The sequence below is a fragment of the Mycobacterium sp. DL440 genome (assembly GCF_011745145.1).
Taxonomy (GTDB): domain Bacteria; phylum Actinomycetota; class Actinomycetes; order Mycobacteriales; family Mycobacteriaceae; genus Mycobacterium.
Window position 1 is genome coordinate 4509110 of record NZ_CP050191.1, and the last position, 25232, is coordinate 4534341.

The following is a 25232-nucleotide window of genomic DNA, read 5'->3' on the forward strand; positions in this document are numbered from 1 at the left end:
AATCATGCCGGGCGCGCCCGACACTGCCGAAATGCAACAGCCCGCTGAGCATTCAACTCAGCGGGCTGTTGTCGATCGAATCTCAGGCTTTCGCGGCCGCGGCTTCCTGTTCGCGCTTGATCTCCAGCGCGATGTCGATCAGCTGATCCTCCTGGCCGCCGATCAGCTTCCGCTGGCCGACGCGGAGCAACAACTCGTGGGCGGGCACCCCGTAGCGTTCGCCCTGGCGCACCGCGTGCTTGAGGAAGCTGGAGTACACCCCCGCGTAACCCATCACGAGCGCGTTGCGGTCCAGCAGGCACTCGGCCGGCATCGCCGGGGCGACGACCTCTTCGGCGGCATCTGCGATGTCGAAGAAGTCGATACCGGTCTTGACGCCGATCTTGTCGAACACCCCGACCAGCGCCTCGACCGGTGCGTTGCCCGCACCCGCGCCGAACCGACGGCACGAGCCATCGATCTGCTTGGCACCCGCGCGCACAGCCTCGACCGAGTTGGCCACCCCAAGGCCGAGGTTCTCGTGGCCGTGAAAACCAACCTGCGCATCGTTACCGAGTTCGGCAACCAGAGCCGCCACCCGGTCTGCGACACCTTCGAGCACCAGGGCACCGGCGGAGTCCACGACATACACGCACTGGCAGCCGGCGTCGGCCATGATGCGGGCCTGCTTGGCCAGCTTCTCCGGCGGAATGGTGTGGCTCATCATCAGGAACCCGACGGTCTCCAGCCCCAGCTCACGGGCGAGCCCGAAGTGCTGGATCGAGACGTCGGCCTCGGTGCAGTGGGTCGCGACGCGGCAGATCGAGCCGCCGTTGTTCTGAGCTTCCTTGATGTCTTCCTTGGTGCCCACACCGGGCAGCATCAGGAAGGCGATCTTGGCTTCCTTGGCCGTCTCGGCGGCCAACTTGATCAGCTCCTGCTCCGGGGTCTTGGAGAACCCGTAGTTGAAGCTGGACCCGCCCAGACCGTCGCCGTGGGTGACCTCGATGACCGGGACACCGGCGGCGTCCAGGGCGGCGACGATCGCGCCAACCTCGTCCTTGGTGAACTGGTGCCGCTTGTGGTGGGACCCGTCACGCAGCGACGTGTCGGTCATCCGGACGTCCCACGCCGGATTGAAGAAAATGTCGGTCATGCTTGCGCTCCCGTCCCTGCCGAAGCCCGATCCTTGGCGATCTCCTCGCCGACCTTGGTCGCCGCGGCGGTCATGATGTCCAGGTTTCCAGCGTAGGGCGGCAGGTAGTCACCGGCACCCTCCACTTCCACGAACACGGTGACCAGGTGGTTTCCACCGTTGACCACCGACGGTTCGTCGAACTGCGGTTCGTTGAGCAGGCGGTAGCCCGGCACATAGGTCTGTACCTCGGCCACCACGTCCTTGATCGACTGCGTGATCGCGGCGTGATCGGCATCCTCCGGAATCGCGCAGAAGATGGTGTCGCGCATGATCATCGGCGGCTCGGCCGGGTTGAGGATGATGATCGCCTTGCCGTTGCGGGCCCCACCGATGTCGCGCACGCCTGCGCTGGTGGTCTTGGTGAATTCGTCGATGTTGGCGCGGGTGCCCGGTCCGGCCGACGCCGACGACACCGACGCCACGATCTCGGCGTAAGGCACGTCCACCACACGACTCACCGCGTAGACCATCGGGATGGTGGCCTGGCCGCCGCAGGTGACCATGTTGACGTTCGGCGCATCGAGGTGCGCACGCAGGTTCGCCGGCGGAATGACGCCGGGGCCGACGGCCGCCGGGGTCAGGTCGATCGCGCGGATGCCGGCCTCGGCATAGCGCGGAGCAGCGTCCCGGTGCACGTAGGCGCTGGTGGCCTCGAACACCATGTCCGGCTTCTCGTTCTGGGCGAGCAGCCAGTCGACACCCTCATGGGAGGTTTCCAGACCCAGCTTGCGGGCCCGGGCCAGACCTTCGGACGCCGGATCGATGCCGATCATCCAACGCGGCTCCAGCCACTCCGAACGCAGCAACTTGTAAAGCAGGTCGGTGCTGATGTTGCCCGACCCGACGATGGCAACAGATGCCTTTTCAGCCATATCGGCTCCCTATCCTCGAAACATCATTCGAAAGAAAGATGTACAGAACCTAACCCCGCGAAGTCAGCGACGAAATCGCTGCCCGGAGGTGCATCTATCGCACGCGTGCACGAGCCCGGCAACACGATGTCACCGGCCTTCAGACGCACCCCGAAGCTCTCCACCTTGCGGGCCAACCAGGCCACCGCGGTGACAGGATTTCCCAACACCGCGTCGCTACGTCCCTCGGCCACGACCTTGCCGTGGTTGGTCAGGACGGCGTCGATATTGCAGATATCGATGTCCTTGGGCGACACTCGCGCTTCCCCCAGCACCCAGCCTGCGCTGCTGGCGTTGTCCGCGATGGTGTCGCACAACTTGATCTGCCAGTTGGTGATGCGGGTGTCGATCAGCTCGATCGCCGGGGCGAGCGCGGCCGTCGCGGCCAGCACGTCCTCCTCGGTGCAGCCGGCCCCGGGCAGATCGTCGGCCAGGATGAACCCAACCTCGACCTCGACGCGCGGGTACAAGAACTTCGACGAGGGCACCGGAACGTTCTCGAACACCTCCATCTCATCGAGGAGATGGCCGTAGTCCGGCTCGTCGACACCCATCATGTCCTGCATCGCCTTGCTGGACAGCCCGACCTTGTGACCGATGATGCGCGCGCCCTCGGCGACCCGCTGCCGGATGTTGATCAGCTGGATCTCGTAGGCGTCAACCACGTCGATATCGCCGTACCGGTCCGTGAGCGGCGTCATCGGAACCCGGCTCCGCTCGGCCTCGGCAAGATCGGCCGCGAGCTCGTCTCGCACCTCGACACTAAGCATTCTGGTGAATTCCCCTCGCTTCTTTGACCGGCGCAGTTGTCCACAGGCCCGGCAATTCTATAACGTGTTCTACATGACTGGACAGGAGTACGACGTTGTCGTGGTCGGCAGCGGCGCTGCCGGCATGGTCGCCGCCCTCACCGCAGCCCATCAGGGCCTCTCGACAGTAGTCGTAGAGAAGGCGCCGCACTATGGAGGTTCCACTGCGCGGTCAGGTGGTGGGGTGTGGATCCCGAACAACGAGATTCTCAAGCGTGACGGGGTCAAAGACACCCCCGAGGCCGCCCGCACCTACCTGCACAAGATCATCGGTGACGTGGTGCCGGCGGAGAAGATCGACACCTACCTCGACCGCTCGCCGGAGATGCTGTCGTTCGTCCTGAAAAACTCCCCGCTCAAGCTGTGCTGGGTGCCCGGGTACTCGGACTACTACCCCGAGACGCCCGGCGGTAAGCCCACCGGTCGCTCGGTGGAGCCCAAGCCGTTCAACGCCAAGAAGCTCGGAGTTGACGAGAAGGGCCTGGAGCCGCCGTACGGCAAGGTGCCGATGAACATGGTGGTGATGCAGCAGGACTACGTGCGGCTCAACCAGCTCAAGCGTCATCCCCGCGGCGTGCTGCGCAGCATCAAGGTGGGTGTCCGCTCCGTGTGGGCCAACGCCACCGGCAAGAACCTGGTCGGCATGGGCCGCGCGCTGATCGCCCCGCTGCGGATCGGCCTGCAGCAGGCCGGCGTCCCGGTCCAGCTGAACACCGCGCTGACGGATCTCTACGTCGAGGACGGGGTCGTCCGCGGTATCTATGTGGTTGATGCTCGCGACAGTTCCGCTGAGCCGCAGCTGATCCGGGCCCGCCGTGCGGTGATCCTGGGCTCCGGCGGATTCGAGCACAACGAGCAGATGCGAGTGAAGTACCAGCGCGCACCGATCACCACCGAGTGGACCGTTGGCGCGGTGGCCAACACCGGCGACGGCATCCTGGCCGCCGAGAAGCAGGGCGCCGCACTCGAATTCATGGAGGACTCGTGGTGGGGCCCGACGGTCCCGCTGAACGATTCGCCGTGGTTCGCCCTGTCCGAGCGCAACTCCCCCGGCTCGATCATCGTCAACATGGCCGGCAAGCGATTCATGAACGAATCGATGCCGTACGTCGAGGCCTGCCACCACATGTACGGCGGCGAATACGGCCAGGGCGCGGGCCCCGGTGAGAACATCCCGGCCTGGCTCATCTTCGACCAGCAGTACCGCGACCGCTTCATCTTCGCGGGTCTGCAACCCGGACAACGCATTCCGAAGAAGTGGCTGGAATCCGGCGTCATCGTCAAGGCCGACACCCTCGAGGAGCTGGCCGCCAAGACCGGTCTGCCCGCCGACGCGTTCGGCGCGACCATCGACCGGTTCAACGGCTTCGCCCGCTCCGGGGTCGACGAGGATTTCCACCGCGGCGAGAGCGCCTACGACCGCTACTACGGCGATCCGACCAACAAGCCCAACCCCAACCTCGGCGAGATCAAGCACGGGCCGTATTACGCGGCCAAGATGGTGCCGGGCGACCTGGGCACCAAGGGCGGTGTCCGCACCGACCTCGTCGGCAAGGTGCTACGCGACGACGACACCGCGATCGAGGGCCTCTACGCCGCAGGTAACGTGAGCTCACCGGTGATGGGTCACACCTACCCCGGCCCGGGCGGCACCATTGGTCCCGCCATGACCTTCGGATACCTCGCGGCCCTCGACATCGCCGCGGCCGCCCCGGCGGCGACATCAGACCAGAGGAAGGCTCACTAGTGCCGATCGATCTCGACAAGGCGCTGGGCGCCGAGCTGGAACCCATCGAGTTCTCCTGGACCAGCAGCGACATCCAGCTGTACCACCTGGGCCTCGGTGCGGGTGCCGACCCGATGGACGCGCGCGAGCTTCGCTACCTCGTCGACGACACCCCACAGGTGCTGCCGACGTTCGGCAACGTCGCGGTCAGCTTCCACATGACCGAGCCGCCCAAGGTGCAGTTCCCAGGCATCGACATCGAGCTGTCCAAGGTGCTGCACGCCAGCGAGGCGGTGAGCGTGCCCGGCCCGATCCCGACCAGCGGCACCGCGAAGTCAGTGCAGCGTTTCACCGAGATCTGGGACAAGGGCAAGGCCGCCGTCATCGTCAGCGAGTCGACGGTGACCGATCCGTCCGGCACGGTGCTGTGGACCACCAAGCGGTCGATCTTCGGCCGCGGCGAGGGCGGTTTCGGCGGCGAGCGCGGTCCGGCCACCTCGGCCGAATTGCCCGATCGCGCACCGGATATCGAGATCTCGTTGCCGACGCTGCCGCAGCAAGCCCTGCTGTACCGGCTGTGCGGTGACCGCAATCCGCTGCACTCCGACCCAGCGTTTGCCGCGGCGGCGGGCTTCGACCGGCCGATCCTGCACGGACTGTGCACCTACGGCATCGGCTGCAAGGCCATCGTCGACAACCTGCTCGACGGCGACGTGTCCCAGGTGGCGTCCTACGGCGCCCGGTTCGCCGGCGTGGTGTTCCCCGGCGAGACGCTGCAGGCCAACATCTGGAAAGAAGACGGCAAGTTCATCGGCGTGCTCACCGCACCGTCGCGGGACAACGCCGTCGTGCTGTCCGGTGTGGAGCTCGTCCCGGCGTAGCCTTCTTCTCTTCCCCGCTTTGTCACGCTGGAGTGGCTGTCGACCTCGACAGCCACTCCAGCGTTGCATTGTGGGCGAAGAACGGTTGACGATCAATGGCTTTGTCACGCCAGAGTGGCGCCTGACATCGATGGCCACTCTGGCGTGACAAAGTGAATGCCTCCGCGGCTGGCGCCACCGCGATAGCGCCACCGCGATAGCACAGACCCGCCGCGCCGTCATCTGTCATCGCAGCGTGGCTGTGGACAACGACTGTCACGCCAGCGCCTGTGGATAACCGACGTGACGGATATAGCATTGCGCTGCACACTTTCTCGCCATGGGAGATCCATTCGTCGGCAGTGAGGCCGTGGCCAACGGCGAGCTACGCAAGAGCGCACTCCGCACCAGATACACGAGAGTTTTCCGGGACGTCTACGTAAGCCGGGGCACCGAACTCACACCGCTTGTGCGAGCCAAGGCCGGCTGGTTGTGGTCTCAACGCCGCGGGATTGTGGCCGGAAACTCGGCAGCAGCTGTTCACGGCGCGCAGTGGGTTGACCTCGAAGCCCCGCTGGAAATGATCCACTCCAACCGCAATCCGCTTGCGGGCCTTCATGTTCGGACCGAAGAGATCTCAGATGACGAGATCATCTGGGTCGATGGGATTCCGGTCACCTCCGTCGCCCGCACCGCGCTAGATGTCGGTAGTTGGTATCCGCGGGATGACGCCGTGGCCGCGCTCGACGCATTGGCCCACGCAACTGACCTCAAGGCTGCCGACGTCGACCTGCTGGCGCAGCGATACGCCCGACGTCGGGGCATTCAATGCGCCCGCACAGCCTTGGATTTGATGGACAGCGGTGGGCAGTCTCCCAAGGAAACCTGGCTGAGATTGATACTCATCGACGGGGGCCTACCTCGACCGCAAACTCAGATCCCGGTTTACGACGGGCCAGGCGATCCATTTGCGTATCTCGACATGGGCTGGGAGGACATCAAAGTCGCAGCCGAGTACGACGGCGAGGAGCACCGGGCGAGCAGCTGGCGGTACGGCTGGGACCTCAGGCGAGCCGAGCGGATACAGCGCGAGGGCTGGATAAACATCCGGGTCTCGGCCGGCGAACGCGGAGACAATATTCTGCGCCGGGTGGTCGCGGCTCGGGCACAACGAATGTCACGCTAGCGCGACCCTCGATGTCGAGCGCCACTCTGACCTGACAAGGTCGGCGCCTCGGCAGCTCGGCCCGGCCCATTGTCACGCTGGAGTGACTGTGGGCGCCGACCGCCACTCTGGCGTGACAATGAACGCACGACGGGCGCCGCTTCGCACCGACGCCTGTCGTACCGAAACGCGGAACTACATCCGCTTCCAGAGATCGTCTCCACCGGAATGACGTGGGGCCTCGGGTGCCACCGGAACCGGGCCGGGAGCCGGCTGACTCGGGGCGGGCGCGGCAACTGGCGGCGCGGCCGCGGCGGGCGGTGCCGAATGTGCAACCGGCGGCGCCGCATGCGGAGCAGCCGACGCAGCCCCGCCGGACGGGGCATTCATCTGGGTCTCCCGCGCATCCAGACCGGCGTCGCGCCGGTCCTGCGCAACGTCGCGGTCGTTCTGCGCTGTCTCGCGATCGTTCTGCTGCTTGTCCCGATCGTCGAGCTTGGCTTCGCGTTCGTCCTGCTGCTGTTGGGGATTCGGGCCGCCGGGACCACCTGGGCCACCGGGCTCGCCGGCACCTGGTGCGCCGCCGTTCTCCGAACCGCCGCCCTTCGCGCCTTCCATGGCCTTCATCAACGGCTCCATCAGGGAGCCGAACTGCCCACCCATCTGGCCCGCCATCTGGGCGGGTGCGCTGGCCATCTGGCCCATCTGGCCCATCTGCCCCATCATCTGGCTGAGCTGGCCGACGCCCTGACCGCCGGAATCGTCGGCTTTCTCGTAGGCGCCCTGAGCGTCCGACAGCTTGGCGTTGAACATGTTTTCCTTGGCCGACAATGCCGTCACATTGGTGGTCAGCGAGGCCGCCAGAGTAGGCACGATGCCGGCGATGGTCATGCTCATCGCATCCTCACCGGGCTGAATCGACGGTATGTCGGGCATGCTCAACGATGCGGCGTCCCAGCCGAGCGTCCCGCCCATTGACAATGGACTACCCACGGTTGTCCCCTTCCCGTCGAGGTCGATCACCAATCGTCATAGTCGTCGTCACCATCCCCCGTGTCGTGTTCCAAAGGAGCCGGGACCGCGAGCCCGGTCGCAGTGCCCCCACCGCCACCGGCACGCTGGCCGCCGCCCATCATGCCCATGCCACCGCCCATGCCGCCGGCCGAGTTGGCCGCCGCCACTGGGGCGACACCGCCGACCACAGCGGCGCTCGCACCGGGATCGACCGAGACCGGTGAGGTACTGCCACCGCCTACCATCTTGGCCAGCAAGGGCGTCTGCGGGCTGCCGCCACCTGAGCCGCCGGGCAGACCCGCGGCCTTGACCATGCCCGCACCACTACTGGGACCGGAGCCCCCGGCCGCCGGATGGTTCGAGAACGCCGAGAACGGGCTGGGCCCACCGCCCGTGCCCTTGCCGCCCGAACCCAACATCGAGGTCAGCTGCTGCAGAGGCTGCGACAACTGCTGTAACGGTTGGGAGAGCTGCTGCGGAATCTGACTGGCCATCTGCGGGATCTGGCCGAGCATCTGCGGCAGCTGGCTGATCAGCTGCATCATCGAATCGGCACCCTTTTGGGCCGCCTGCTGCGCCTGGGCCGTCGGAGGGGTGCCGACCTGCGGAAGGTTGGCCACCGTGCTCAGGCTGTCCGCCATCTCCGCGGAGGCAGCCGAGACCGTCGCGGTGTTCTGCGCCAGCCCCGCCTTGACCCGGCTCTCGATCAGCTGCTGCGCATTGCCGAAGAACGACCCCGCGGCCTGGATCATCTCCACCTCATGCTGGACCTCTTGGGCCGCCGCATTCACGATGGTCTTGGTCTCGACCACGGACGCCGCCATTTTCGTCAACGCAGTGGAGATGGCCTGCGCCTGTAGGCCGTTGGCCTCGTGACCGCCGATCATCGTGGTCGCCTCGCCCGAAGCTGCCAGCGATGCGGCGCCTTCCCAGTTACCCTGCAGCTTCGACAGCTGACTGGTCTGTTGCGGGACGACGGTGCCACTGATCTTGGCGGCGATCTTCTGATACGACGCCGCTGCCGCGGTCAGCTGCCCTTCATCTACATTCGGCCACCCCGGACCGAGCAACGTCTGCGACCCGTACGGGCTACTGTCGCGCTCCACCGCCATACCGCGGCCCCCTTCTATGCGTGATGCACAACCGGAGCAAACATTACCGTGCCCGACGGGGGTGGCGATGCACCTTTATCCGAGGATCAATCCAGACGTCGGCACGCCGGTGCCCGCGGTGACCAACACATGCTCGACGCCGTCGACCTGGTTGACCGAGGTACCCCGCAACTGGCGCACGCCCTCGGCGATGCCGTTCATCCCGTGGATGTAAGCCTCACCGAGCTGACCACCGTGGGTGTTGATCGGTAGTCGGCCGCCGATCTCGATGGCGCCGCCGGCAATGAAGTCCTTGGCCTCGCCCTTACCGCAGAAGCCGAGCTCCTCGAGCTGGATCAACGTGTACGGGGTGAAGTGGTCATAGAGGATCGCCGTCTGGATGTCGTCGGGCGACAGGCCACTCTGCTGCCAGAGCTGACGGCCGACGAGGCCCATCTCGGGAAGACCGAGCTCGTCGCGGTAGTAGGAGTACATCGTGAACTGGTCGGTGCCGGCGCCCTGAGCGGCGGCCTCGATGATCGCCGGCCGGTGCTTGAGATCCTTGGCCCGCTCGGGCGTGGTGACCACGATGGCCACGCCGCCGTCGGTCTCCTGGCAGCAGTCCAGCAGCCGCAGGGGTTCGGCGATCCACCGTGAGTTCTGGTGGTCCTCGATGGTGATCGGCTTGCCGTAGAAGTGGGCCTTCGGGTTGTTCGCGGCGTGCTTGCGGTCAGCCACCGACACCGCACCGAAATCCGCACTCGTGGCGCCGTATTCATGCATGTAGCGCTGCGCGATCATCGCCACCGATGCGGCAGGTGTGCTCAGCCCGTGCGGGTAGGACCAGCTGTACTCCACGCCGCGCGAGTCGGCGTTGACGGTCAGACCGGTCATCACCTGGCCGAACCGGAACTCCGAGCGTTCGTTGAAGGCCCGGTAGGCCACAACGACTTCCGCGACACCGGTCGCGACGGCCAGGGCCGCCTGCTGGACGGTCGCGGCCGCGGCACCGCCGCCGTAGCCGATCTGACTGAAGAACTTCAGGTCCCCGATCCCGGTCGACCGCGCCACGGCGGTCTCCAGGTTGGAGTCCATCGTGAACGTCACCAAGCCGTCGACATCGGACGCCTTGAGGCCGGCGTCGTCGAGTGCGTCGAGCACCGCCTCGGCGGCCAGACGCAGCTCACTGCGACCTGAGTTCTTGGAGAAGTCGGTAGCGCCGATACCGGCGATGGCGGCTTTACCAGACAGGCTCACTGTAGCGCCCCTTGCGTTTGTGATGAGCGCTCGCGCGAAGAACCGAGAACGAGGGTGGACGTGGCGATGACATGGTTGCCAAGGCTGTTGCTGCCCACCACTTTCAGGCTCACCAGGTCGCCGTCGATCTCGGTGACCTCACCGGTGAAGGTGATCGTGTCGTAGGCGTACCACGGCACTCCGAGTCGCAGCTTGATCGATTTGATGAAGGCGTTCGGCCCGGCCCAGTCGGTCACGTACCGGCCGACCAGCCCGGTGTCGGTGAGGATGTTGACGAAGATGTCCTTGGATCCCTTGGCCTGCGCCAAGTCCCGGTCGTGGTGCACATCCTGGTAGTCGCGCGTCGCGATGGCGGTGGAGACGATGAACGTCGGGTCGCCATAGATCTTGAGTTCAGGGAGTGCAGTGCCCACTCGAACGTCGGAAACAGTCAGGCTCATGCTTGTGGCTCCCATGCGTACAACGTCCAAGCCGGGCTGATCTCACTATCCGGGAAGTCGAGATAGGTTGCAGTGACGGGCATGCCGATCTTCACCTGGTCGGCGGCGATCCCGCGCAGCTCACCCAGCATCCGGACCCCCTCCTCGAGTTCGACGAGGGCGATCACGAACGGCAGGCTGCGTCCGGGCACCTTCGGCGCATGGTGCACCACGTAGCTGAACACCGTGCCCTTGCCGGACGCCACCAGGTAATCGGACTCCGTCACCGGGTCCTTGTAGTCCTTCCACACCGCCGGCACCGGCGGGTGCTGCAGCGTCCCGTCCGGACGGCGCTGAATCCGAAGTTCGTGCGCATTGATGCCGTCCCAGAAGAACTTGGTGTCCCGCGACGAGGACGGCCGCATCAGTTTGTCCGGATCGAGATCCTCAGGAATGACCGCTGTTTCGGCTGACGCCTCCGCGGCAGGCTTTCCGGCCGGCAGAAACTTCATGATCCGCCAGTCCATGTCGGCAACTTCCTCGTCACCGACATGCCAGCGGATCTTCTGATTGATGAAGTAGCCCTCACCCAGCGCGGTCTGCTTGGGGCCGACGATGCCGACGATCTCGGCGCTCATCACCACCTGCTCGCCGGGCTCGAGGTAACGGTGATAAGTCTGGTCGCAGTTGGTGGCCACGACGCCGACATACCCGGCGTCGTCGAACAACTTCATCGCACGGCCCAGCGGATCATCGTCAGAGCGGGTGCGGCCCAAGCCCATCATGGTCCAGACCTGGATCATCGCCGGCGGCGCCACGATGCCGGGATGCCCGGCAGCTCTTGCTGCCTCCGCGTCGACGTAGATCGGGTTCTTGTCGCCGATCGCGTCAGTCCAGTGGTGAATCATCGGCTGATTCACCAGATCCCGGGCTACCGTCGGTTGGCTTCGCCCAGCCGCGATGATCTCGTCGATGCCTGCTTGCAGATCGCTCATCGGGTCACCCTCGGCACCCGCAGGCCCGACGCCGCGATCATCTCGCGCATGACCTCGTTGACGCCACCGCCGAAGGTGATCACGAGGTTGCGTTTGGTCATCTTGTCCAGCCAGACCAGCAGTTCGGCGGTCTCCGAGTCGGCCGGGTTGCCGCAAGTGCCGACTACCTCTTCGGCCAACCGGCCAACCTCTTGCAACCGTTCGGTGGAGAACACCTTGGTGGCGGCGGCATCGGCCACGGCGATCGTCTCGCCGGAGGCCGCGACCTGCCAGTTGAGCAGCTCGTTGATACGCCAGATCGACTTGATCTGTCCCAGAAGGTGTTTCACGGCATCCTGCTCGATCGGCGTGACACCGTCCGAGCCGGGCTTGGATGCCCAGGCGTGCACCTGGTCGTAGATGCCGGCGATGCGACCGGCGGGCCCGAGGCCGACCCGCTCGTGGTTGAGCTGGGTGGTGATGAGCTTCCAGCCGCCGTTCTCCTCACCGACGAGCATGTCGGCAGGTACGTGCACATCGTTGTAGTACGTCGCGTTGGTGTGGTGGGCCCCGTCGGACAGGATGATCGGGGTCCAGGAGTAGCCGGGATCCTTGGTGTCGACGATCAGGATCGAGATGCCCTTGTGCTTGGCCGCGGTCGGGTCGGTACGGCAGGCCAGCCAGATGTAGTCGGCGTCATGCGCGCCGGTGGTCCACATCTTCTGTCCGTTGACGATGTATTCGTCACCGTGACGCACCGCAGTGGTGCGCAGGGACGCCAGGTCGGTGCCGGCGTCAGGTTCGGAGTACCCGATGGCGAAATGCACTTCACCGGCGAGAATTCCTGGCAGGAATTTTTTCTTCTGTTCCTCGGTGCCGAGCGCCTGCAGGGTGGGGCCCACCGTCTGCAACGTGACCATCGGCAAGGGGATGTCGGCCCGGTTGGCCTCGTTGATGAAGATCTGCTGCTCGACCGGACCGAAGCCCAGGCCGCCGTACTCCTTGGGCCAACCGACGCCGAGCTTGCCGTCGCTGCCCATCCGCTTGATCACGGTGCGGTAGGCCTCGTTGTGCCGGTCGGTCTCCATCGCCGCGGCCTCTTCGGGCGTGATGAGAGTCGAGAAGTATTCCCGCAGTTCGGCTTGCAGCGCGCGCTGCTCCGGGGTCAGATCGATGAACATTACGCTCCCACCAAATCGAGTCGATGCGCTTGCCCGCCCAACAGCCGGGTCAGATCCTTGATCGAGGAGTAGTAGCGGTCCATCGGGTAGGTGATGTCCATACCCATACCGCCGTGCAGGTGATGGCACAGCCGCATGGCCGGAGCGGCCTGCGAGGTGAGCCAGTAGCCCAGGATGGCCAGATCCTCGTCGGCATCGAGGCCTTCGGCCAGCCGCCACAGGACCGAGGTGGACAGCAAAGAGATTGTCCGCGAGGCGATGTAAATCTCGGACAGCTGTGCGGCCACCGTCTGGAACGTCGAGAGCGGACGGCCGAACTGCTCACGGGTTGCCACATAGTCGGCGGTCAACCGCAGCGCGCCGGCCACCAGACCGGCCGCGAACGCCCCGGTGACGGCCAGCGCGAGCTCGTTGACCCGGCGCGCACTCGCACCGGCGAGCACGTCGTCGGCGTCGATCGCGACGTCGGCGAAGGTGACCACGTATTCGTCGGAACCGTTGGAGGTCGGGGTCTTGGTGACCGTCACACCGTCAGCCGTGGGCGACACCACCACCACCGCGTTGTCGGCGGTGACCACCAACCACTTCGCCGTTTCGGCGTAGGGCACACCGACTTTGGTGCCGTTGAGCTTACCGTCGGCATAGTTGGTCGCAGGCCGTTCCGGGAGCGACTTCCCCGGCTCGTTGAGCGCTGCCGACAGCACCGCGCCCGTGGCGACCCCAGCCAGATACCGATCCTGCTGGGCGTCGGAGGCCAGATCGAGCAGCGACACCAGACCTAGGCCGATGGTGGCCAGCGCCGCGCCGATGGTCCCGTGCCGACCGATCTCGGTCAACGCGGTGGACAACTCGGGCAGACCCAGACCGTCACCGCCGAGCCGGTCCGGCACCCCCAGCGCCGCGACCCCACCGGAAACCAGTGCATCCCAGGTGTTGTCACGCTCGAGAACGGACGTCACCACGTCAGCGACGGCCTGCTGCTCCGGGTTCGGTGTGAAATCCACCCGAATCCTCCTTGATTCGTTAGCGGGTCAGTGAGCTCAGGCTCAGGCCTGTTGTGCCGGCTCGCCGGCTCCGGCTTGATCTGCCGGCTCGCCGGCGACCGGGCACTTGCCCGTGAAGTCCACCGGCCAGTGCTTGATGCCGTTGAGCCAACCCGACTTCAGTCGCTCGGGATCACCGATCGGCTTGAGGTCGGGCATGTGATCGGCAACTGCGTTGAAGATCAGGTTGATCGTCAGGCGGGCCAGGTTGGCCCCGATGCAATAGTGCGCGCCGGTGCCACCGAAGCCAACGTGCGGGTTCGGGTCGCGAAGGATGTTGAATGTGAACGGGTCGTCGAACACGTTCTCGTCGAAGTTCGCCGAGCGGTAGGACATCACCACGCGCTCGCCGGCCTTGATCTTGACGCCGGAGATCTCGGTGTCCTCGCTGGCGGTGCGCTGGAAGGCCGAGACCGGCGTGGCCCAACGGATGATCTCGTCCACCGCGGTCTTCGGCCGCTCCCGCTTGAACAGCTCCCACTGATCGGGGTTCTGCGAAAACGCGATCATGCCGTGCGTGATCGAGTTGCGGCTGGTCTCGTTGCCCGCGACCGCCAGCATGATGACGAAGAAGCCGAACTCGTCGTCACTGAGCTTCTCGCCGTCGATGTCGGCCTCGATCAGCTTGGTGACGATGTCGTCCGTGGGGTTCTTGCCCCGCTCCTCTGCCATCTTCATCGCGTAGGTGATGACCTCGAAGGACGACGCCGCCGGGTCGATGTCCGCGTATTCGGGGTCGTCACCGGCGGTCATCTCGTTGGACCAGCGGAACAGTTTGTCGCGGTCGTCCTGCGGCACACCGAGCAGTTCGGCGATGGCCTGCAGCGGCAACTCGCAGGACACCTGCTCGACAAAGTCTCCGGTATCCGACGCCACGGCGTTCTTGACGATCTGCTGAGCGCGGTTGTTCAGCTCGTCCTCGAGCCGCGAGAGCGCCCGCGGAGTGAAACCACGAGAGATGATCTTGCGCAGCCGGGTGTGGTGCGGCGCGTCCATGTTGAGCAGGACAGCACTCTGCACGTCTACGGCCTCGCGGGGCATCTCCTGCGGCCAGACCGGGATCGCGCCGTTCATCGCACTCGAGAACACCTCGCTGCGCAGCGAGACGTCCTTGACGTCCTCGTGCCGGGTGACGAGCCAGTAACCCTTGTCGCCGAAGCCTCCGGTGCCACCGGGCACGTCGACCCAGTGCACCGGCTCGGCCCTACGGAGCTCGGCGAGCTCTTCCACCGGAAGGCCCTTGAGGTTGAGCTCGGAATCGAGGAAGTCGAATTCCTTGGAGATGTTTGGGCAGCCCATGTGTCTAACTCCTAGTGTCTGCAGCAAGCCGTGCGCGTAGCCAGCAATGCTTGAAACAACGTGGTCTAGTACCAATTGAGACCATTGAAACACGGCTTGACCGCAGATCAAAGGCAGTGATACATCCGCGCTTGTCAGAGTAATGAAACGTGTTCTAGCCTGGCTTCATGGGTAACCCTGTCATCGTCGAAACCACCCGCAGCCCCATCGGCAAGCGCAACGGCTGGTTGTCCGGCCTGCACGCCACCGAGCTTCTCGGAGCCGTCCAAAAGGCCCTCATCGAGAAGGCCGGCATTGATGCCGGCAGCGTCGAGCAGCTGATCGGTGGCTGCGTCACGCAGTACGGCGAGCAGGGCAACAACGTCACCCGGCAGTCCTGGCTGGTCGCCGGGCTGCCCGAACACGTCGGCGCCACCACCGTCGACTGCCAGTGCGGCAGCGCACAGCAGGCCAATCATCTGATCGCGGGCCTGATCGCCACCGGCGCCATCGACATCGGCATCGCCTGCGGCATCGAGGCGATGAGCCGGGTCGGCCTGGGCGCCAACGGCGGCGGCGCCCGCGCCGCGTCCTGGGACATCGACCTGCCCAACCAGTTCGAGGCCGCCGAGCGGATCGCCAAGCGCCGCGGCATCACCCGCGCCGATGTGGATGCGCTGGGTCTGGCGTCGCAGCTGAAGGCCAAGCAGGCCTGGGCCGAGGGCCGGTTCGACCGGGAGATCTCCCCGATCGAGGCACCGGTCATCGACGAGAACAAGCAGCCGACCGCCGAATGGAACACGGTCAGCCGCGACCAGGGTCTGCGCGACACCACCGCTGAGGGCCTGGCTGGGCTGAAGCCGGTGATGGAGGGCGGCATCCACACTGCCGGTACGTCCTCGCAGATCTCCGACGGTGCCGCGGCGGTGCTGTGGATGGACGAGTCCGTGGCAAAGGCGCTGGGCCTCAAGCCGCGCGCCCGCATCATCAGTCAGGCCAACGTCGGCGCCGAGACCTACTACCACCTCGACGGGCCGGTGCAGTCCACCGCCAAGGTCCTCGAGAAGGCCGGCATGAAGATCGGCGACATCGACCTGGTCGAGATCAACGAGGCGTTCGCTTCCGTGGTGCTGTCCTGGGCCCAGGTGCACGGCGCCGACATGGACAAGGTCAATGTGAACGGCGGCGCCATTGCGCTCGGCCACCCCGTCGGTTCGACCGGCGCCCGCCTGATCACGACGGCTCTCCACGAACTGGAGCGCACCGACAAGAGCACGGCGCTGATCACCATGTGTGCCGGTGGCGCGCTGTCCACCGGCACGATCATCGAGCGCCTCTAGTGGCCTTCAGTGAAGCCGAGCGCATCGCGGCCGCGCAGGCCTACATCGATGCGCTGGTGACGCATGAGGCCGACGCGGTGCCGTTCACGGCGGACTGCATCCGCATCGAGATGGGACTCAAGACGGGTCGTTCCGGAGATCACTTGCGCCGCAGCCTGAATCGCGGGCCGCAGTTCAAGTTGATCGAGAAGACGACGCCACCGGAATACAGCGTCGACGGCGACAACATCCGCGCCAAGTTCGACGTACTGACCAAGCCGCGCCTGTTCGGATGGCGGGTGTGCTCGCACGTCGACGAGACGTTCCTGATCCCCGCATCCGACGGGCAGATCCATCACATCCGCGCCTCCCTGACCCCGTTCCTCAGCCGCTAAGGTCCACCGCATGGCCAACACCCCCCGCCCGCTGAACGCCAAACAGGTCGAACGGCTCAACGCGAAATCGACCGGCACCGCCATCAAATGGATGTCGCGCGCCCAGACCTGGATCTTCAAGAAGACGGGCGGGCGGTTCGGCGACAAGTTCCTGCGCGGCGCCGAGGTCGGCATCCTGACCACGACCGGGCGCAAGTCGGGCGAGGAACGGGACAGCCCGCTGCTGTTCCTGCAGGAAGGCCGGCGCATCGTGCTGGTCGCCTCGCAGGGCGGCCGGGCCACCAACCCGATGTGGTACCTCAACCTGGTCGCCAACCCCAGGGTGAAGTTCCAGACCAAGCAGGAGACCCTCGAGCTGACCGCGCGCGACGCCACCGATGCCGAGCGCGACGAGTACTGGCCCAAGCTCGACGCCATGTACGCCGACTTCGTGAACTACCGGTCCTATACCGACCGCAAGATCCCGATCGTGATCTGCGACCCGGCCTGACCTGAGGTTCCGCGAGAGCGCGCCCCCGACCCTGAGGTCGGGGGCGCTTTCTGTTGCCAGGTGTCCCGGAGCTGACCAATTACGCAACTCTGAGTAGCAGAATTGACGAGTGAACAGAAGTTTGATTATGTTCTGTGAGCCCGCACACAGTGGACGTTAGGTGAGCGGCAGCCCACATTTTCGTAAACGACGGAGACCCTATGCAACGACCCAATCGACGCCGGGCTGCCGGTGCCGCCGCAACCACCCTGACTGCCTGTTCCTTGTTCGCCGCAGCGACCCTGCCCGCAGCAGCGATGACCGTGACCTTCATCCGGCACGCCGAGTCGCAGGGCAACGCCTCCGGATACATCGACACCAGCACTCCGGGGCCGCATCTGACCAACGATCAGGTGAACCAGAACGGCGGCGCGACCGGCCAGGAGCAGGCGTTGGCCTGGGCCAATGCTCAGTGTCCGACCGCGCAGTGCACCAAGTACGACGCGCTCTACGCCTCGACCATGATTCGCACCCAGGAGACCGCGGCGCCGTTCGCCGCCAAGCGCGGGCTGCCGGTCACGATCCTGGGTGCGTACGACCCGGACAACCCGCAGCGGAACTCCGGCGTGCAGGAGATCAGTGCCGGCATCTTCGAGGGCGTGCCCGAAGGTGAAGGCATCGGCCGCATCGGCTACATCGTCGCTCCCCTGGCCTGGACGTTGGGGCTGCAGTTCGTCTCGGTCCCGGGCGGTGAGAACGGCCTCGAGTTCAACGAGCGGGTCACGAATGCGCTCGCCGACGTGGAGTCAGACACCACGGACACCAATGGTGACGGCGAGATCGACGCTGCGGTGTTCTCGCACGGCGCCACCATCATGATGTGGACGATGATGAACGTCGACAACCCGAACCTGCTGCTGTTCGCGCAGCATCAGTTGAACAACACCGACACGGTCGTCGTGGAGAAGAATGCCGACGGCAGTTGGACCCTCAAGGAATGGGCCGGCCAAGAGGTTGGCGAGGCCGACTATGCGACCAAGATGCTCGTCAATGTGCGTGACCTGATCGTGGCGCCGCAGAAGGCGATCTACAACATGCGCACCCCCGTCCTGTCGCTCGACGCTCAGGGCGTCGTGACCACGGGCGCACAGGGCATCCAGGACGTCGCACAGGCCGGCGTCAAGTTCGTCACGGACTCGGTGACCGACACCGTCAACGCGATCACCGGCATCCCCGGCTCACTGGGCCAGTCGACATCGCAGATGTCGAAGCTCAGCACAGTGAGCGCCGTGGCCGACACCAAGGCTGATGTCGTCGACGACGTTGCCGAAAAGTCAACGCCGGCAACCGATAATGTCACGACGGAGCTCACGTCGACCGTCGAGAACGTCACCGAAGGTCCCACGACAGCGCTCGGGAAGACCGCCGAGCCGGCCAAGGCGAAGATCACCACCGCCCGTACCCCCAACGGCGCCACCACGCTGAGCGATGGCAACAAGGCAGAGCCGGGTAAGGCCGTCTCCGCGGTTCGCGACCGGGTCAACCGTGCCGCGGACGACGTGCGCAGCGGGATCGAATCCTCGGCCAAGCAGGCGCGTGAGACCGTCAAGAAGCTCGCCGGCGCCGACAAGGCTGCAAAGTCGGACAAGTCGGACAAACACGCGGCCAAGCCCAAGGCCAAACACGCCGCCTAAGCCACGAGCAGACGCAAACCTGCCCCAAATCGCTTGATTTGGGGCAGGTTTGCGTCTGTTCGGCAGAAGAAAGTTAGGCGCCGTAGACAGGAACCGCGGGGCGAGCCTTGGCCAGCAGGTCATTGACGACCGGGCCCAGCTCGGCAGGATCCCACTTGGCGCCCTTGTCGATCTGCGGTCCGTGCGCCCAGCCCTCGGCGACGCGGATCTTGCCGCCCTCGATCTCGAACACCTTGCCGGTGACGTCACGCGACTCGACGCTACCCAGCCACACCACCAGCGGGGAGATGTTCTCCGCGGCCATGGCATCGAAAGCCTCGTCCTGGGTGGCCATCATGTCGGCGAAGACGGTCTCGGTCATCCGGGTGCGGGCCGAGGGTGCAATGCCGTTGACTGTGACGCCGTAGCGACCCATCTCGGCAGCGGCCACCAGGGTCAGCGCGGCGATGCCGGCCTTGGACGCACTGTAGGTGGCCTGCCCGACGCTGCCCTGCAGGCCGGCACCCGAGCTGGTGTTGATGATGCGCGCATCGACAGTCTCGCCGGCCTTGGACTTGGCCCGCCAGTACGCGGCGGCGTGCTTCATGGTGGCGAAGTGCCCCTTGAGGTGCACGGCGGTGACGGCGTCGAATTCTTCTTCGGTGGCGTTGGCGAACATCCGGTCACGCACGATGCCGGCGTTGTTGACCAGCACGTCGAGGGTGCCGAAGGCATCAACAGCGGTCTGGATCAGGCCTTCGGCCTGCGCCCAGTCGGCGACGTTGGCACCGCTGGTGACCGCTTCGCCTCCGGCAGCGACGATCTCGTCGACCACGTTCTGCGCGGCGCTGCCACCACCAGCCGGCGAACCGTCCAGGCCCACCCCGATGTCGTTGACCACGACCCGGGCACCTTCGGCGGCGAATGCGAGCGCATGCTCACGTCCGATACCGCCACCGGCACCCGTCACGATGACCACGCGGCCGTCGAGCAATCCCATTGTCATGTCTCCTTTTTCGAATTACTTGATGTCGGCGGTCGTGGTGGACAGGTAGTGCGGCGGCTCGCCGCCACCGTGCACCTCCAACGACGCGCCGCTGATGTACGAGGCCGCATCCGAGGCCAGAAATGCTGTGGCCCAGCCAATATCAGCCGGCTTGGCGAGCCGCCCCAGCGGCACATTCCGCGAGATGGCAGCGATCGAGTCGGCGTCACCGTAGAACAATTCAGCCTGTTCGGTCTCGACCATGCCGACCACCACCGAGTTCATCCGGACCTTGGGCGCCCACTCGACGGCCAGGGTCGAGGTGAGGTTGTCGATCCCGGCTTTCGCCGCGCCGTACGCGGCCGTCCCCGGGGTGGGCCGGTGGCCGCTGACGCTGGAGATGTTGACGATGGAGCCGCCGGAGTCCTGGCTCTGCATCACGGCGTTGGCATGGGTGGACACCGAGAGTGCGCCGATCAGGTTGAGCTCGATGATCTTGGTGCTGAACTTCGCCGACGCGTCGGCGGCGAGCACGTATGGCGAGCCGCCGGCGTTGTTGACGACCACATCCAGGCGGCCGTGCCTCTCGACGACTGCGTCGATGAGCGACTTCACCGAGTCGTCATTCCGGATGTCGCAGGCGTGGAACTCGTAGGGCAGTCCCTCAACCGGACGGCGTGCGCAGGTCACCACAGTGGCGCCCTGACCGGCGAAAACCGCGCTGATTCCAGCGCCAACCCCTCGCACCCCGCCGGTCACCAGGACCACCTTGCCGGTCAAACCCAAATTGATGGCACCAGCTTCTGGCGTATCGGTCACTGTGCTAGCGTACCAAGCAAGTGCTTGCTTAGGTAGCGACCCCTTCAGGAAGTGGATTGATGACGATCACCACCAAGACAGTCGAGCCGGGCATCGTCTCGGTCACCGTCAACTACCCGCCCGTCAACGCCATCCCGTCGGCCGGCTGGTTCGAACTCGGCGATGCGATCACCGCTGCCGGCCGCGACCGCAGCACCCACGTGGTGATCCTGCGGGCCGAGGGTCGTGGTTTCAACGCCGGTGTGGACATCAAGGAAATGCAGAACACCGAGGGCTTCACCGCGCTCATCGACGCCAACCGTGGCTGCTACCACGCCTTCAAGTCGGTGTACGAGTGCGAGGTCCCCGTCGTCGCGGCTGTCAACGGATTCTGCGTGGGCGGGGGGATCGGCCTGGTCGGCAACGCCGACGTGATCGTGGCCTCCGATGACGCCAAGTTCGGCCTCCCGGAGGTGGAGCGCGGCGCCCTGGGCGCGGCCACCCACCTGTCCCGGCTGGTGCCGCAGCACCTGATGCGCCGGTTGTTCTTCACCGCCGCCACCGTGCCCGCCGAAACGTTGCACCACTTCGGTTCGGTGCACGAGGTGGTTCCGCGCGACGAGCTCGACGAGGCCGCGCTGCGCGTCGCCCGGGATATCGCCAGCAAAGACACCCGGGTGATCCGGGCGGCCAAGGAGGCGCTGAACTTCATCGACGTGCAGCCCGTCACGGCGCGCTACCGGATGGAGCAGGGCTTCACCTTCGAACTCAACCTGGCCGGTGTGTCCGATGAGCACCGGGATGCGTTCGCAGGAACCGAGAAGGGAAAGCAGTGAGCGACAAGAGAACAACTCTCGACGAGGCCGTCGCCTCGATCGAAAGCGGTATGACCATCGGCATCGGCGGCTGGGGCTCGCGGCGCAAGCCGATGGCCTTCGTGCGTGCCCTGCTGCGCACCGACGTCAAAGACCTGACCGTGGTCACCTACGGCGGTCCTGATCTGGGACTGCTCTGCTCGGCCGACAAGGTCAAGCGCGCCTACTACGGCTTCGTGTCCCTCGACTCGCCGCCGTTCTACGACCCGTGGTTCGCCAAGGCCCGCACCACCGGTGCGATCGAGGCCCGTGAGATGGATGAGGGCATGCTGCGCTGCGGCCTGCAGGCTGCCGCCCAGCGGCTGCCGTTCCTGCCGATCCGCGCCGGACTCGGCAGCGACGTCCGCACGTTCTGGGGCGACGAGCTCAAAACCGTGAAGTCGCCGTACCCGACCGACGGTGCCTACGAGGAGCTCGTCGCGATGCCGGCGCTGAACCTCGACGCGGCGTTCGTCCACATGAATCTCGGTGACGCCCAGGGCAATGCCGCCTACACCGGCATCGACCCGTACTTCGATGACCTGTTCCTGATGTCGGCTCAACGCCGCTTCCTCTCGGTGGAGCGCGTGGTCTCCACCGAGGAACTGGTCAAGGCCGTCCCGACGCAGGCCCTGCTGATCAACCGGATGATGGTCGATTCTGTGGTCGAGGCTCCGGGCGGCGCCCACTTCACCACCAACGAACCCGACTACCGGCGCGACGAAAAGTTCCAGCGCCACTACGCCGAGGCCGCCGGCTCCGACGAGACCTGGGCCGAGTTCGTCAAGACGTATCTGTCCGGTAGCGAGGCCGATTACCAAGCGGCCGTGCGGAAATTCAAAGAGGAGCAAGCATGATTGCCGTGACCCGCGCCGAGGTGTGCGCCGTTGCCTGTGCCGAACTGTTCCGCGACGCCGGCGAGATCATGGCCAGCCCGATGACCACCGTCGTCCAGATCGGTGCCCGGCTGGCCCGGCTGACCTTCTCCCCCGACATCGTGCTGACCGACGGTGAGGCCCGGATCCTGGCCGATACCCCGGCGATCGGCGCCCCCTTCACCGTCGAGGGCTGGATGCCGTTCAACCGTGTCTTCGAGACCCTGGCCTGGGGCAAGCGCCATGTGGTCATGGGCGCCAACCAGATCGACCGCTACGGCAACCAGAACCTGTCGGCGTTCGGCCCGATCCAGCACCCGACCCGGCAGATGTTCGGCGTCCGCGGCGCCCCGGGCAACTCGATCAACCACGCCACCAGCTACTTCGTGGGTAACCACTCCAAGCGCGTGTTCACCGAATCGGTGGACATCGTCTCCGGAATCGGTTGGGACAAGATCGATCCGGAGAACCCCGCCTACCGCTTCGCCAACGTCTACCGCGTGGTGTCCAACCTGGGCGTGTTCGACTTCAACGGCCCGGACCACCAGATGCGCGCGGTGTCGCTGCACCCCGGAGTCGAGGCCGATCAGGTCGCCGACAACACCTCGTTCGAGGTGCACGGCCTCGACGCCGCGGAAACCACCCGGCTGGCCACCGATGACGAGCTCAAGCTCCTGCGCGAGGTCATTGATCCGAAGTCGTTGCGCGACAAAGAGGTCAAGGTCTAGAGAATGGGCAAGCTCAAGACTCCGCTGACCGAGTTGGTCGGCATCGAGCATCCCGTCGTACAGACGGGCATGGGATGGGTGGCCGGAGCACGACTGGTCGCCGCAACCTCCAACGCCGGCGGCCTCGGCATCCTGGCGTCGGCGACGATGACGCTCGAGGAACTCCAGACCGCCGTCACCAAGGTCAAGGCCGCCACCGACAAGCCCTTCGGCATCAACATGCGTGCCGATGCGGGCGATGCCGGTGCGCGCGTCGACCTCCTGATCCGCGAAGGAGTCAAAGTCGCCTCCTTCGCTCTAGCTCCCAAGCCCGAGCTGATCGCCAAGCTGAAAGACGCAGGCGTCGTGGTGATCCCGTCGGTCGGCGCAGCCAAGCACGCCAAGAAGGTAGCCGGCTGGGGTGCTGACGCGGTGATCGTGCAGGGCGGGGAGGGCGGTGGCCACACCGGTCCGGTCGCCACCACGCTGCTGTTGCCCTCGGTGCTCGATGCGGTCAAGGACACCGGCATGCCGGTGATCGCTGCCGGCGGTTTCTTCGACGGGCGTGGCCTGGCCGCCGCGCTGACCTACGGTGCGGCCGGCGTGGCGATGGGGACCCGGTTCCTGCTGACCTCGGATTCCACCGTGCCCGACGCGGTCAAGGAGCGGTACCTGCAGGCCGCCCTGGACGGCACCGTGGTCTCCACCCGCGTGGACGGTATGCCGCACCGGGTACTGCGTACCGGCCTGGTGGAAAAGCTGGAGAGCGGTTCGCCGGCACGCGGTTTCGCCGCGGCGGTCGGCAACGCCCAGAAGTTCAAGAAGCTCTCGGGCATGACCTGGCTGTCGATGATCAAGGACGGCATGGCGATGCGGCACGGCAAAGAACTCACCTGGTCGCAGGTCGTGATGGCGGCCAACACCCCGATGCTGCTCAAAGCTGGTCTGGTGGAGGGCAATACCGACGCCGGCGTGCTCGCCTCGGGGCAAGTGGCGGGCATCATCAACGACCTGCCGTCGTGTGCTGAGCTGGTCGAGAAGATCGTCGATGACGCTGTCGCACACCTGCAGTCAGCGTCGGGTTACATCCAGTAAGTCTCTCGCCGAGCAGACACAGAATCGCCCTTTCCGATGCGAACGGGGCGATTCTGCTGGGGCCCCTCCCGCTTGCGGGGGACTGCTCGCGGTGATTCTCGGCCCTTGGCACAGTGGAGGCATGGATAACCGTCCCGTCCAGCACCCTGTGGTCAGGCGAGCCGCCGAGGAACTGCACAACTTCAACGGCAGGCACCCTTGGAGCCACAACGATCATTTCCACCGTTGGATCCTGGCCAATCTGCCCGCGCGCCAAGACTCCGCGATCGATGTCGGCTGCGGTCAGGGCGCTTTGGTGGCCCAACTGGCCGCTCGGTTCACGCACGTCCGCGGCACGGATCGTGATGCGGGCATGCGTGCCGAAGCTGCCCGACATTGTGCCGGGCTGACCAACGTCACCATCGACGAAGCCCAACTCGCCCAACTCGACGGGCCGGTCGATCTGGTCACCATGATCGCGGTACTTCACCACCTCGACGTCGAACAAGCTCTGATCGACGTCCAACGGCTACTTGCCCCCGGTGGACGGCTTCTGGTTGTCGGACTGGCTGCCCGCGCCTCGATCCGTGATACCGCGTGGGATCTGGCGTCCGCGGTGACCAACCCTTTTATCGGTCTGATCAAGCATCCGCGGCCAGTGCCCGGAGGTCCGGTGCCCCCGCCCTTCCCGGTTCGCGATCCGCAGCTCAGCTTCGACGAGCTGCAAGCGATGGTCCAGGGCGTCATGCCGGGCGCGACGATGCGCCGGCGGCTGGCGTTCCGACACACCATCTCCTGGACGAAGCCCGGCTGAGCCGAGCAGCCCGCGGTCCGAGGTTTGCCAACCGAACAGCCCCACCAAGGGGCGATTCTGTTCGATCCGCTGCTCGTGGCAAGGGAAAGCCGCTGCGCGGGCGGCTCACCACCCGACCGGCACGATTCGGGGCAGCGGTCCTGGCGATTGTTACCGGGGTGATAAATCATCAGGCCCAATTGGCGGCACGAACCGCTGGATTCCGGTCCACCCTCATACCTGATTTCGGTGACCATTCCGGCCGTCACCGCAGGTGAGGACAGCCATCACCGCCTCACCGGCAGCCCACTGTATGACTGTCGCGTTCCCGTGAAATGACTTGTGCGTTAACGCAATTTCACACCACTCCCCAACCCCCGGTGCG

25 protein-coding genes are annotated in these 25232 nt (G+C 65.7%); 12 read left to right on the plus strand and 13 right to left on the minus strand.

Annotated elements, in window-relative coordinates; all coding sequences use genetic code 11:
- Window positions 1-82: 82 nt before the first annotated feature.
- Genes dmpG through HBE63_RS22015 form a run of 3 tightly spaced genes read right to left on the minus strand, consistent with a single transcriptional unit; the run spans window position 83 to window position 2858 of the window.
- Entirely contained in the window at window positions 83-1135 is a 1053-nt protein-coding gene (dmpG, locus tag HBE63_RS22005) for a 4-hydroxy-2-oxovalerate aldolase (protein ID WP_166906636.1), read from the minus strand.
- Window positions 1132-2049 carry an acetaldehyde dehydrogenase (acetylating) gene (locus HBE63_RS22010; protein WP_166906637.1) on the minus strand — a complete coding sequence of 306 codons (918 nt, stop codon included), beginning with the start codon at window positions 2047-2049 and terminating at the stop codon, window positions 1132-1134. The genes dmpG and HBE63_RS22010 overlap by 4 nt, the downstream gene beginning before the upstream one ends.
- A gap of 23 nt (window positions 2050-2072) precedes the next feature.
- Window positions 2073-2858 (minus strand): 2-keto-4-pentenoate hydratase, encoded by a 786-nt coding sequence (locus HBE63_RS22015; RefSeq protein WP_166906638.1) that lies wholly within the window; start codon window positions 2856-2858, stop codon window positions 2073-2075.
- 73 nt (window positions 2859-2931) lie between these two features.
- On the opposite strand from HBE63_RS22015, the gene kstD reads away from it, so the two are divergent.
- The 3 genes from kstD (at window position 2932) to HBE63_RS22030 (ending at window position 6669) form a co-directional block, all read left to right on the plus strand.
- Window positions 2932-4644, plus strand: a complete 1713-nt coding sequence (gene kstD / locus HBE63_RS22020) for a 3-oxosteroid 1-dehydrogenase (protein WP_166906639.1) — start codon at window positions 2932-2934, stop codon at window positions 4642-4644.
- Window positions 4644-5504: a MaoC family dehydratase gene (locus tag HBE63_RS22025; protein WP_166906640.1), complete on the plus strand. Its 861-nt coding sequence runs from the start codon at window positions 4644-4646 to the stop codon at window positions 5502-5504. The genes kstD and HBE63_RS22025 overlap by 1 nt, the downstream gene beginning before the upstream one ends.
- Window positions 5505-5823: 319 nt before the next feature.
- The gene (locus HBE63_RS22030; protein WP_166906641.1) at window positions 5824-6669 is read left to right on the plus strand and encodes a hypothetical protein; all 846 of its coding nucleotides are present in this window, start codon (window positions 5824-5826) and stop codon (window positions 6667-6669) included.
- Window positions 6670-6843: 174 nt separating this feature from the next.
- Here the strand turns inward: HBE63_RS22030 and HBE63_RS22035 are convergent, their stop codons facing one another.
- From HBE63_RS22035 to HBE63_RS22070, 8 genes are all read right to left on the minus strand, one after another.
- Window positions 6844-7641 carry a hypothetical protein gene (locus tag HBE63_RS22035; RefSeq protein WP_166906642.1) on the minus strand — a complete coding sequence of 266 codons (798 nt, stop codon included), beginning with the start codon at window positions 7639-7641 and terminating at the stop codon, window positions 6844-6846.
- A gap of 26 nt (window positions 7642-7667) precedes the next feature.
- Window positions 7668-8774 (minus strand): hypothetical protein, encoded by a 1107-nt coding sequence (locus tag HBE63_RS22040; protein ID WP_166906643.1) that lies wholly within the window; start codon window positions 8772-8774, stop codon window positions 7668-7670.
- Between the two features lie 75 nt (window positions 8775-8849).
- Window positions 8850-10004, minus strand: a complete 1155-nt coding sequence (locus HBE63_RS22045) for a lipid-transfer protein (protein WP_208301489.1) — start codon at window positions 10002-10004, stop codon at window positions 8850-8852.
- Window positions 10005-10006: 2 nt separating this feature from the next.
- A complete protein-coding gene (locus HBE63_RS22050) occupies window positions 10007-10450 on the minus strand; it encodes a MaoC family dehydratase (RefSeq protein ID WP_166906645.1) in 444 nt (147 codons plus the stop codon).
- Window positions 10447-11424 carry a bifunctional MaoC family dehydratase N-terminal/OB-fold nucleic acid binding domain-containing protein gene (locus tag HBE63_RS22055; protein ID WP_166906646.1) on the minus strand — a complete coding sequence of 326 codons (978 nt, stop codon included), beginning with the start codon at window positions 11422-11424 and terminating at the stop codon, window positions 10447-10449. Before HBE63_RS22055 ends, HBE63_RS22050 begins: the two co-directional genes overlap by 4 nt.
- The gene (gene fadE29 / locus HBE63_RS22060) at window positions 11421-12584 is read right to left on the minus strand and encodes an acyl-CoA dehydrogenase FadE29 (RefSeq protein WP_166906647.1); all 1164 of its coding nucleotides are present in this window, start codon (window positions 12582-12584) and stop codon (window positions 11421-11423) included. The genes HBE63_RS22055 and fadE29 overlap by 4 nt, the downstream gene beginning before the upstream one ends.
- Window positions 12584-13588 (minus strand): acyl-CoA dehydrogenase family protein, encoded by a 1005-nt coding sequence (locus tag HBE63_RS22065; RefSeq protein WP_166906648.1) that lies wholly within the window; start codon window positions 13586-13588, stop codon window positions 12584-12586. The genes fadE29 and HBE63_RS22065 overlap by 1 nt, the downstream gene beginning before the upstream one ends.
- A gap of 42 nt (window positions 13589-13630) precedes the next feature.
- Window positions 13631-14926, minus strand: a complete 1296-nt coding sequence (locus tag HBE63_RS22070; RefSeq protein ID WP_166906649.1) for a cytochrome P450 — start codon at window positions 14924-14926, stop codon at window positions 13631-13633.
- A gap of 167 nt (window positions 14927-15093) precedes the next feature.
- Here HBE63_RS22070 and HBE63_RS22075 point away from each other — a divergent pair, with 167 nt between their 5' ends.
- The 4 genes from HBE63_RS22075 to HBE63_RS22090 all read left to right on the plus strand — a co-directional run bounded on the left by HBE63_RS22075 (window position 15094) and on the right by HBE63_RS22090 (window position 18782).
- Window positions 15094-16245: a steroid 3-ketoacyl-CoA thiolase gene (locus tag HBE63_RS22075; RefSeq protein ID WP_166906650.1), complete on the plus strand. Its 1152-nt coding sequence runs from the start codon at window positions 15094-15096 to the stop codon at window positions 16243-16245.
- Window positions 16245-16619 (plus strand): hypothetical protein, encoded by a 375-nt coding sequence (locus HBE63_RS22080; RefSeq protein ID WP_166906651.1) that lies wholly within the window; start codon window positions 16245-16247, stop codon window positions 16617-16619. The genes HBE63_RS22075 and HBE63_RS22080 overlap by 1 nt, the downstream gene beginning before the upstream one ends.
- Before the next feature lie 10 nt (window positions 16620-16629).
- The gene (locus HBE63_RS22085; protein WP_166906652.1) at window positions 16630-17109 is read left to right on the plus strand and encodes a nitroreductase family deazaflavin-dependent oxidoreductase; all 480 of its coding nucleotides are present in this window, start codon (window positions 16630-16632) and stop codon (window positions 17107-17109) included.
- A 200-nt stretch (window positions 17110-17309) separates the two neighbouring features.
- Entirely contained in the window at window positions 17310-18782 is a 1473-nt protein-coding gene (locus tag HBE63_RS22090) for a histidine phosphatase family protein (RefSeq protein ID WP_166906653.1), read from the plus strand.
- A gap of 73 nt (window positions 18783-18855) precedes the next feature.
- Here the strand turns inward: HBE63_RS22090 and HBE63_RS22095 are convergent, their stop codons facing one another.
- Window positions 18856-19761 (minus strand): SDR family oxidoreductase, encoded by a 906-nt coding sequence (locus HBE63_RS22095; protein ID WP_166910069.1) that lies wholly within the window; start codon window positions 19759-19761, stop codon window positions 18856-18858.
- 21 nt (window positions 19762-19782) lie between these two features.
- Window positions 19783-20565 carry an SDR family oxidoreductase gene (locus tag HBE63_RS22100; protein WP_166906654.1) on the minus strand — a complete coding sequence of 261 codons (783 nt, stop codon included), beginning with the start codon at window positions 20563-20565 and terminating at the stop codon, window positions 19783-19785.
- Window positions 20566-20624: 59 nt separating this feature from the next.
- Between HBE63_RS22100 and echA20 the strand changes: the two genes are divergently transcribed.
- The 5 genes from echA20 (at window position 20625) to HBE63_RS22125 (ending at window position 24868) form a co-directional block, all read left to right on the plus strand.
- Complete coding sequence (gene echA20, locus HBE63_RS22105; protein WP_166906655.1) at window positions 20625-21380, plus strand: (7aS)-7a-methyl-1,5-dioxo-2,3,5,6,7,7a-hexahydro-1H-indene-carboxyl-CoA hydrolase; 756 nt, start codon at window positions 20625-20627, stop codon at window positions 21378-21380.
- Window positions 21377-22255, plus strand: a complete 879-nt coding sequence (gene ipdA, locus HBE63_RS22110; protein WP_166906656.1) for a cholesterol ring-cleaving hydrolase subunit IpdA — start codon at window positions 21377-21379, stop codon at window positions 22253-22255. The genes echA20 and ipdA overlap by 4 nt, the downstream gene beginning before the upstream one ends.
- Complete coding sequence (gene ipdB, locus HBE63_RS22115) at window positions 22252-23001, plus strand: cholesterol ring-cleaving hydrolase subunit IpdB (RefSeq protein WP_166906657.1); 750 nt, start codon at window positions 22252-22254, stop codon at window positions 22999-23001. Before ipdA ends, ipdB begins: the two co-directional genes overlap by 4 nt.
- A 3-nt stretch (window positions 23002-23004) precedes the next feature.
- The gene (gene ipdC / locus HBE63_RS22120) at window positions 23005-24075 is read left to right on the plus strand and encodes a (3aS,4S,5R,7aS)-5-hydroxy-7a-methyl-1-oxo-octahydro-1H-indene-4-carboxyl-CoA dehydrogenase (RefSeq protein ID WP_166906658.1); all 1071 of its coding nucleotides are present in this window, start codon (window positions 23005-23007) and stop codon (window positions 24073-24075) included.
- Between the two features lie 121 nt (window positions 24076-24196).
- Window positions 24197-24868, plus strand: coding sequence for a bifunctional 2-polyprenyl-6-hydroxyphenol methylase/3-demethylubiquinol 3-O-methyltransferase UbiG (locus HBE63_RS22125; protein WP_166906659.1), 672 nt, complete (start codon window positions 24197-24199; stop codon window positions 24866-24868).
- The last annotated feature ends 364 nt before the right edge of the window (window positions 24869-25232 follow it).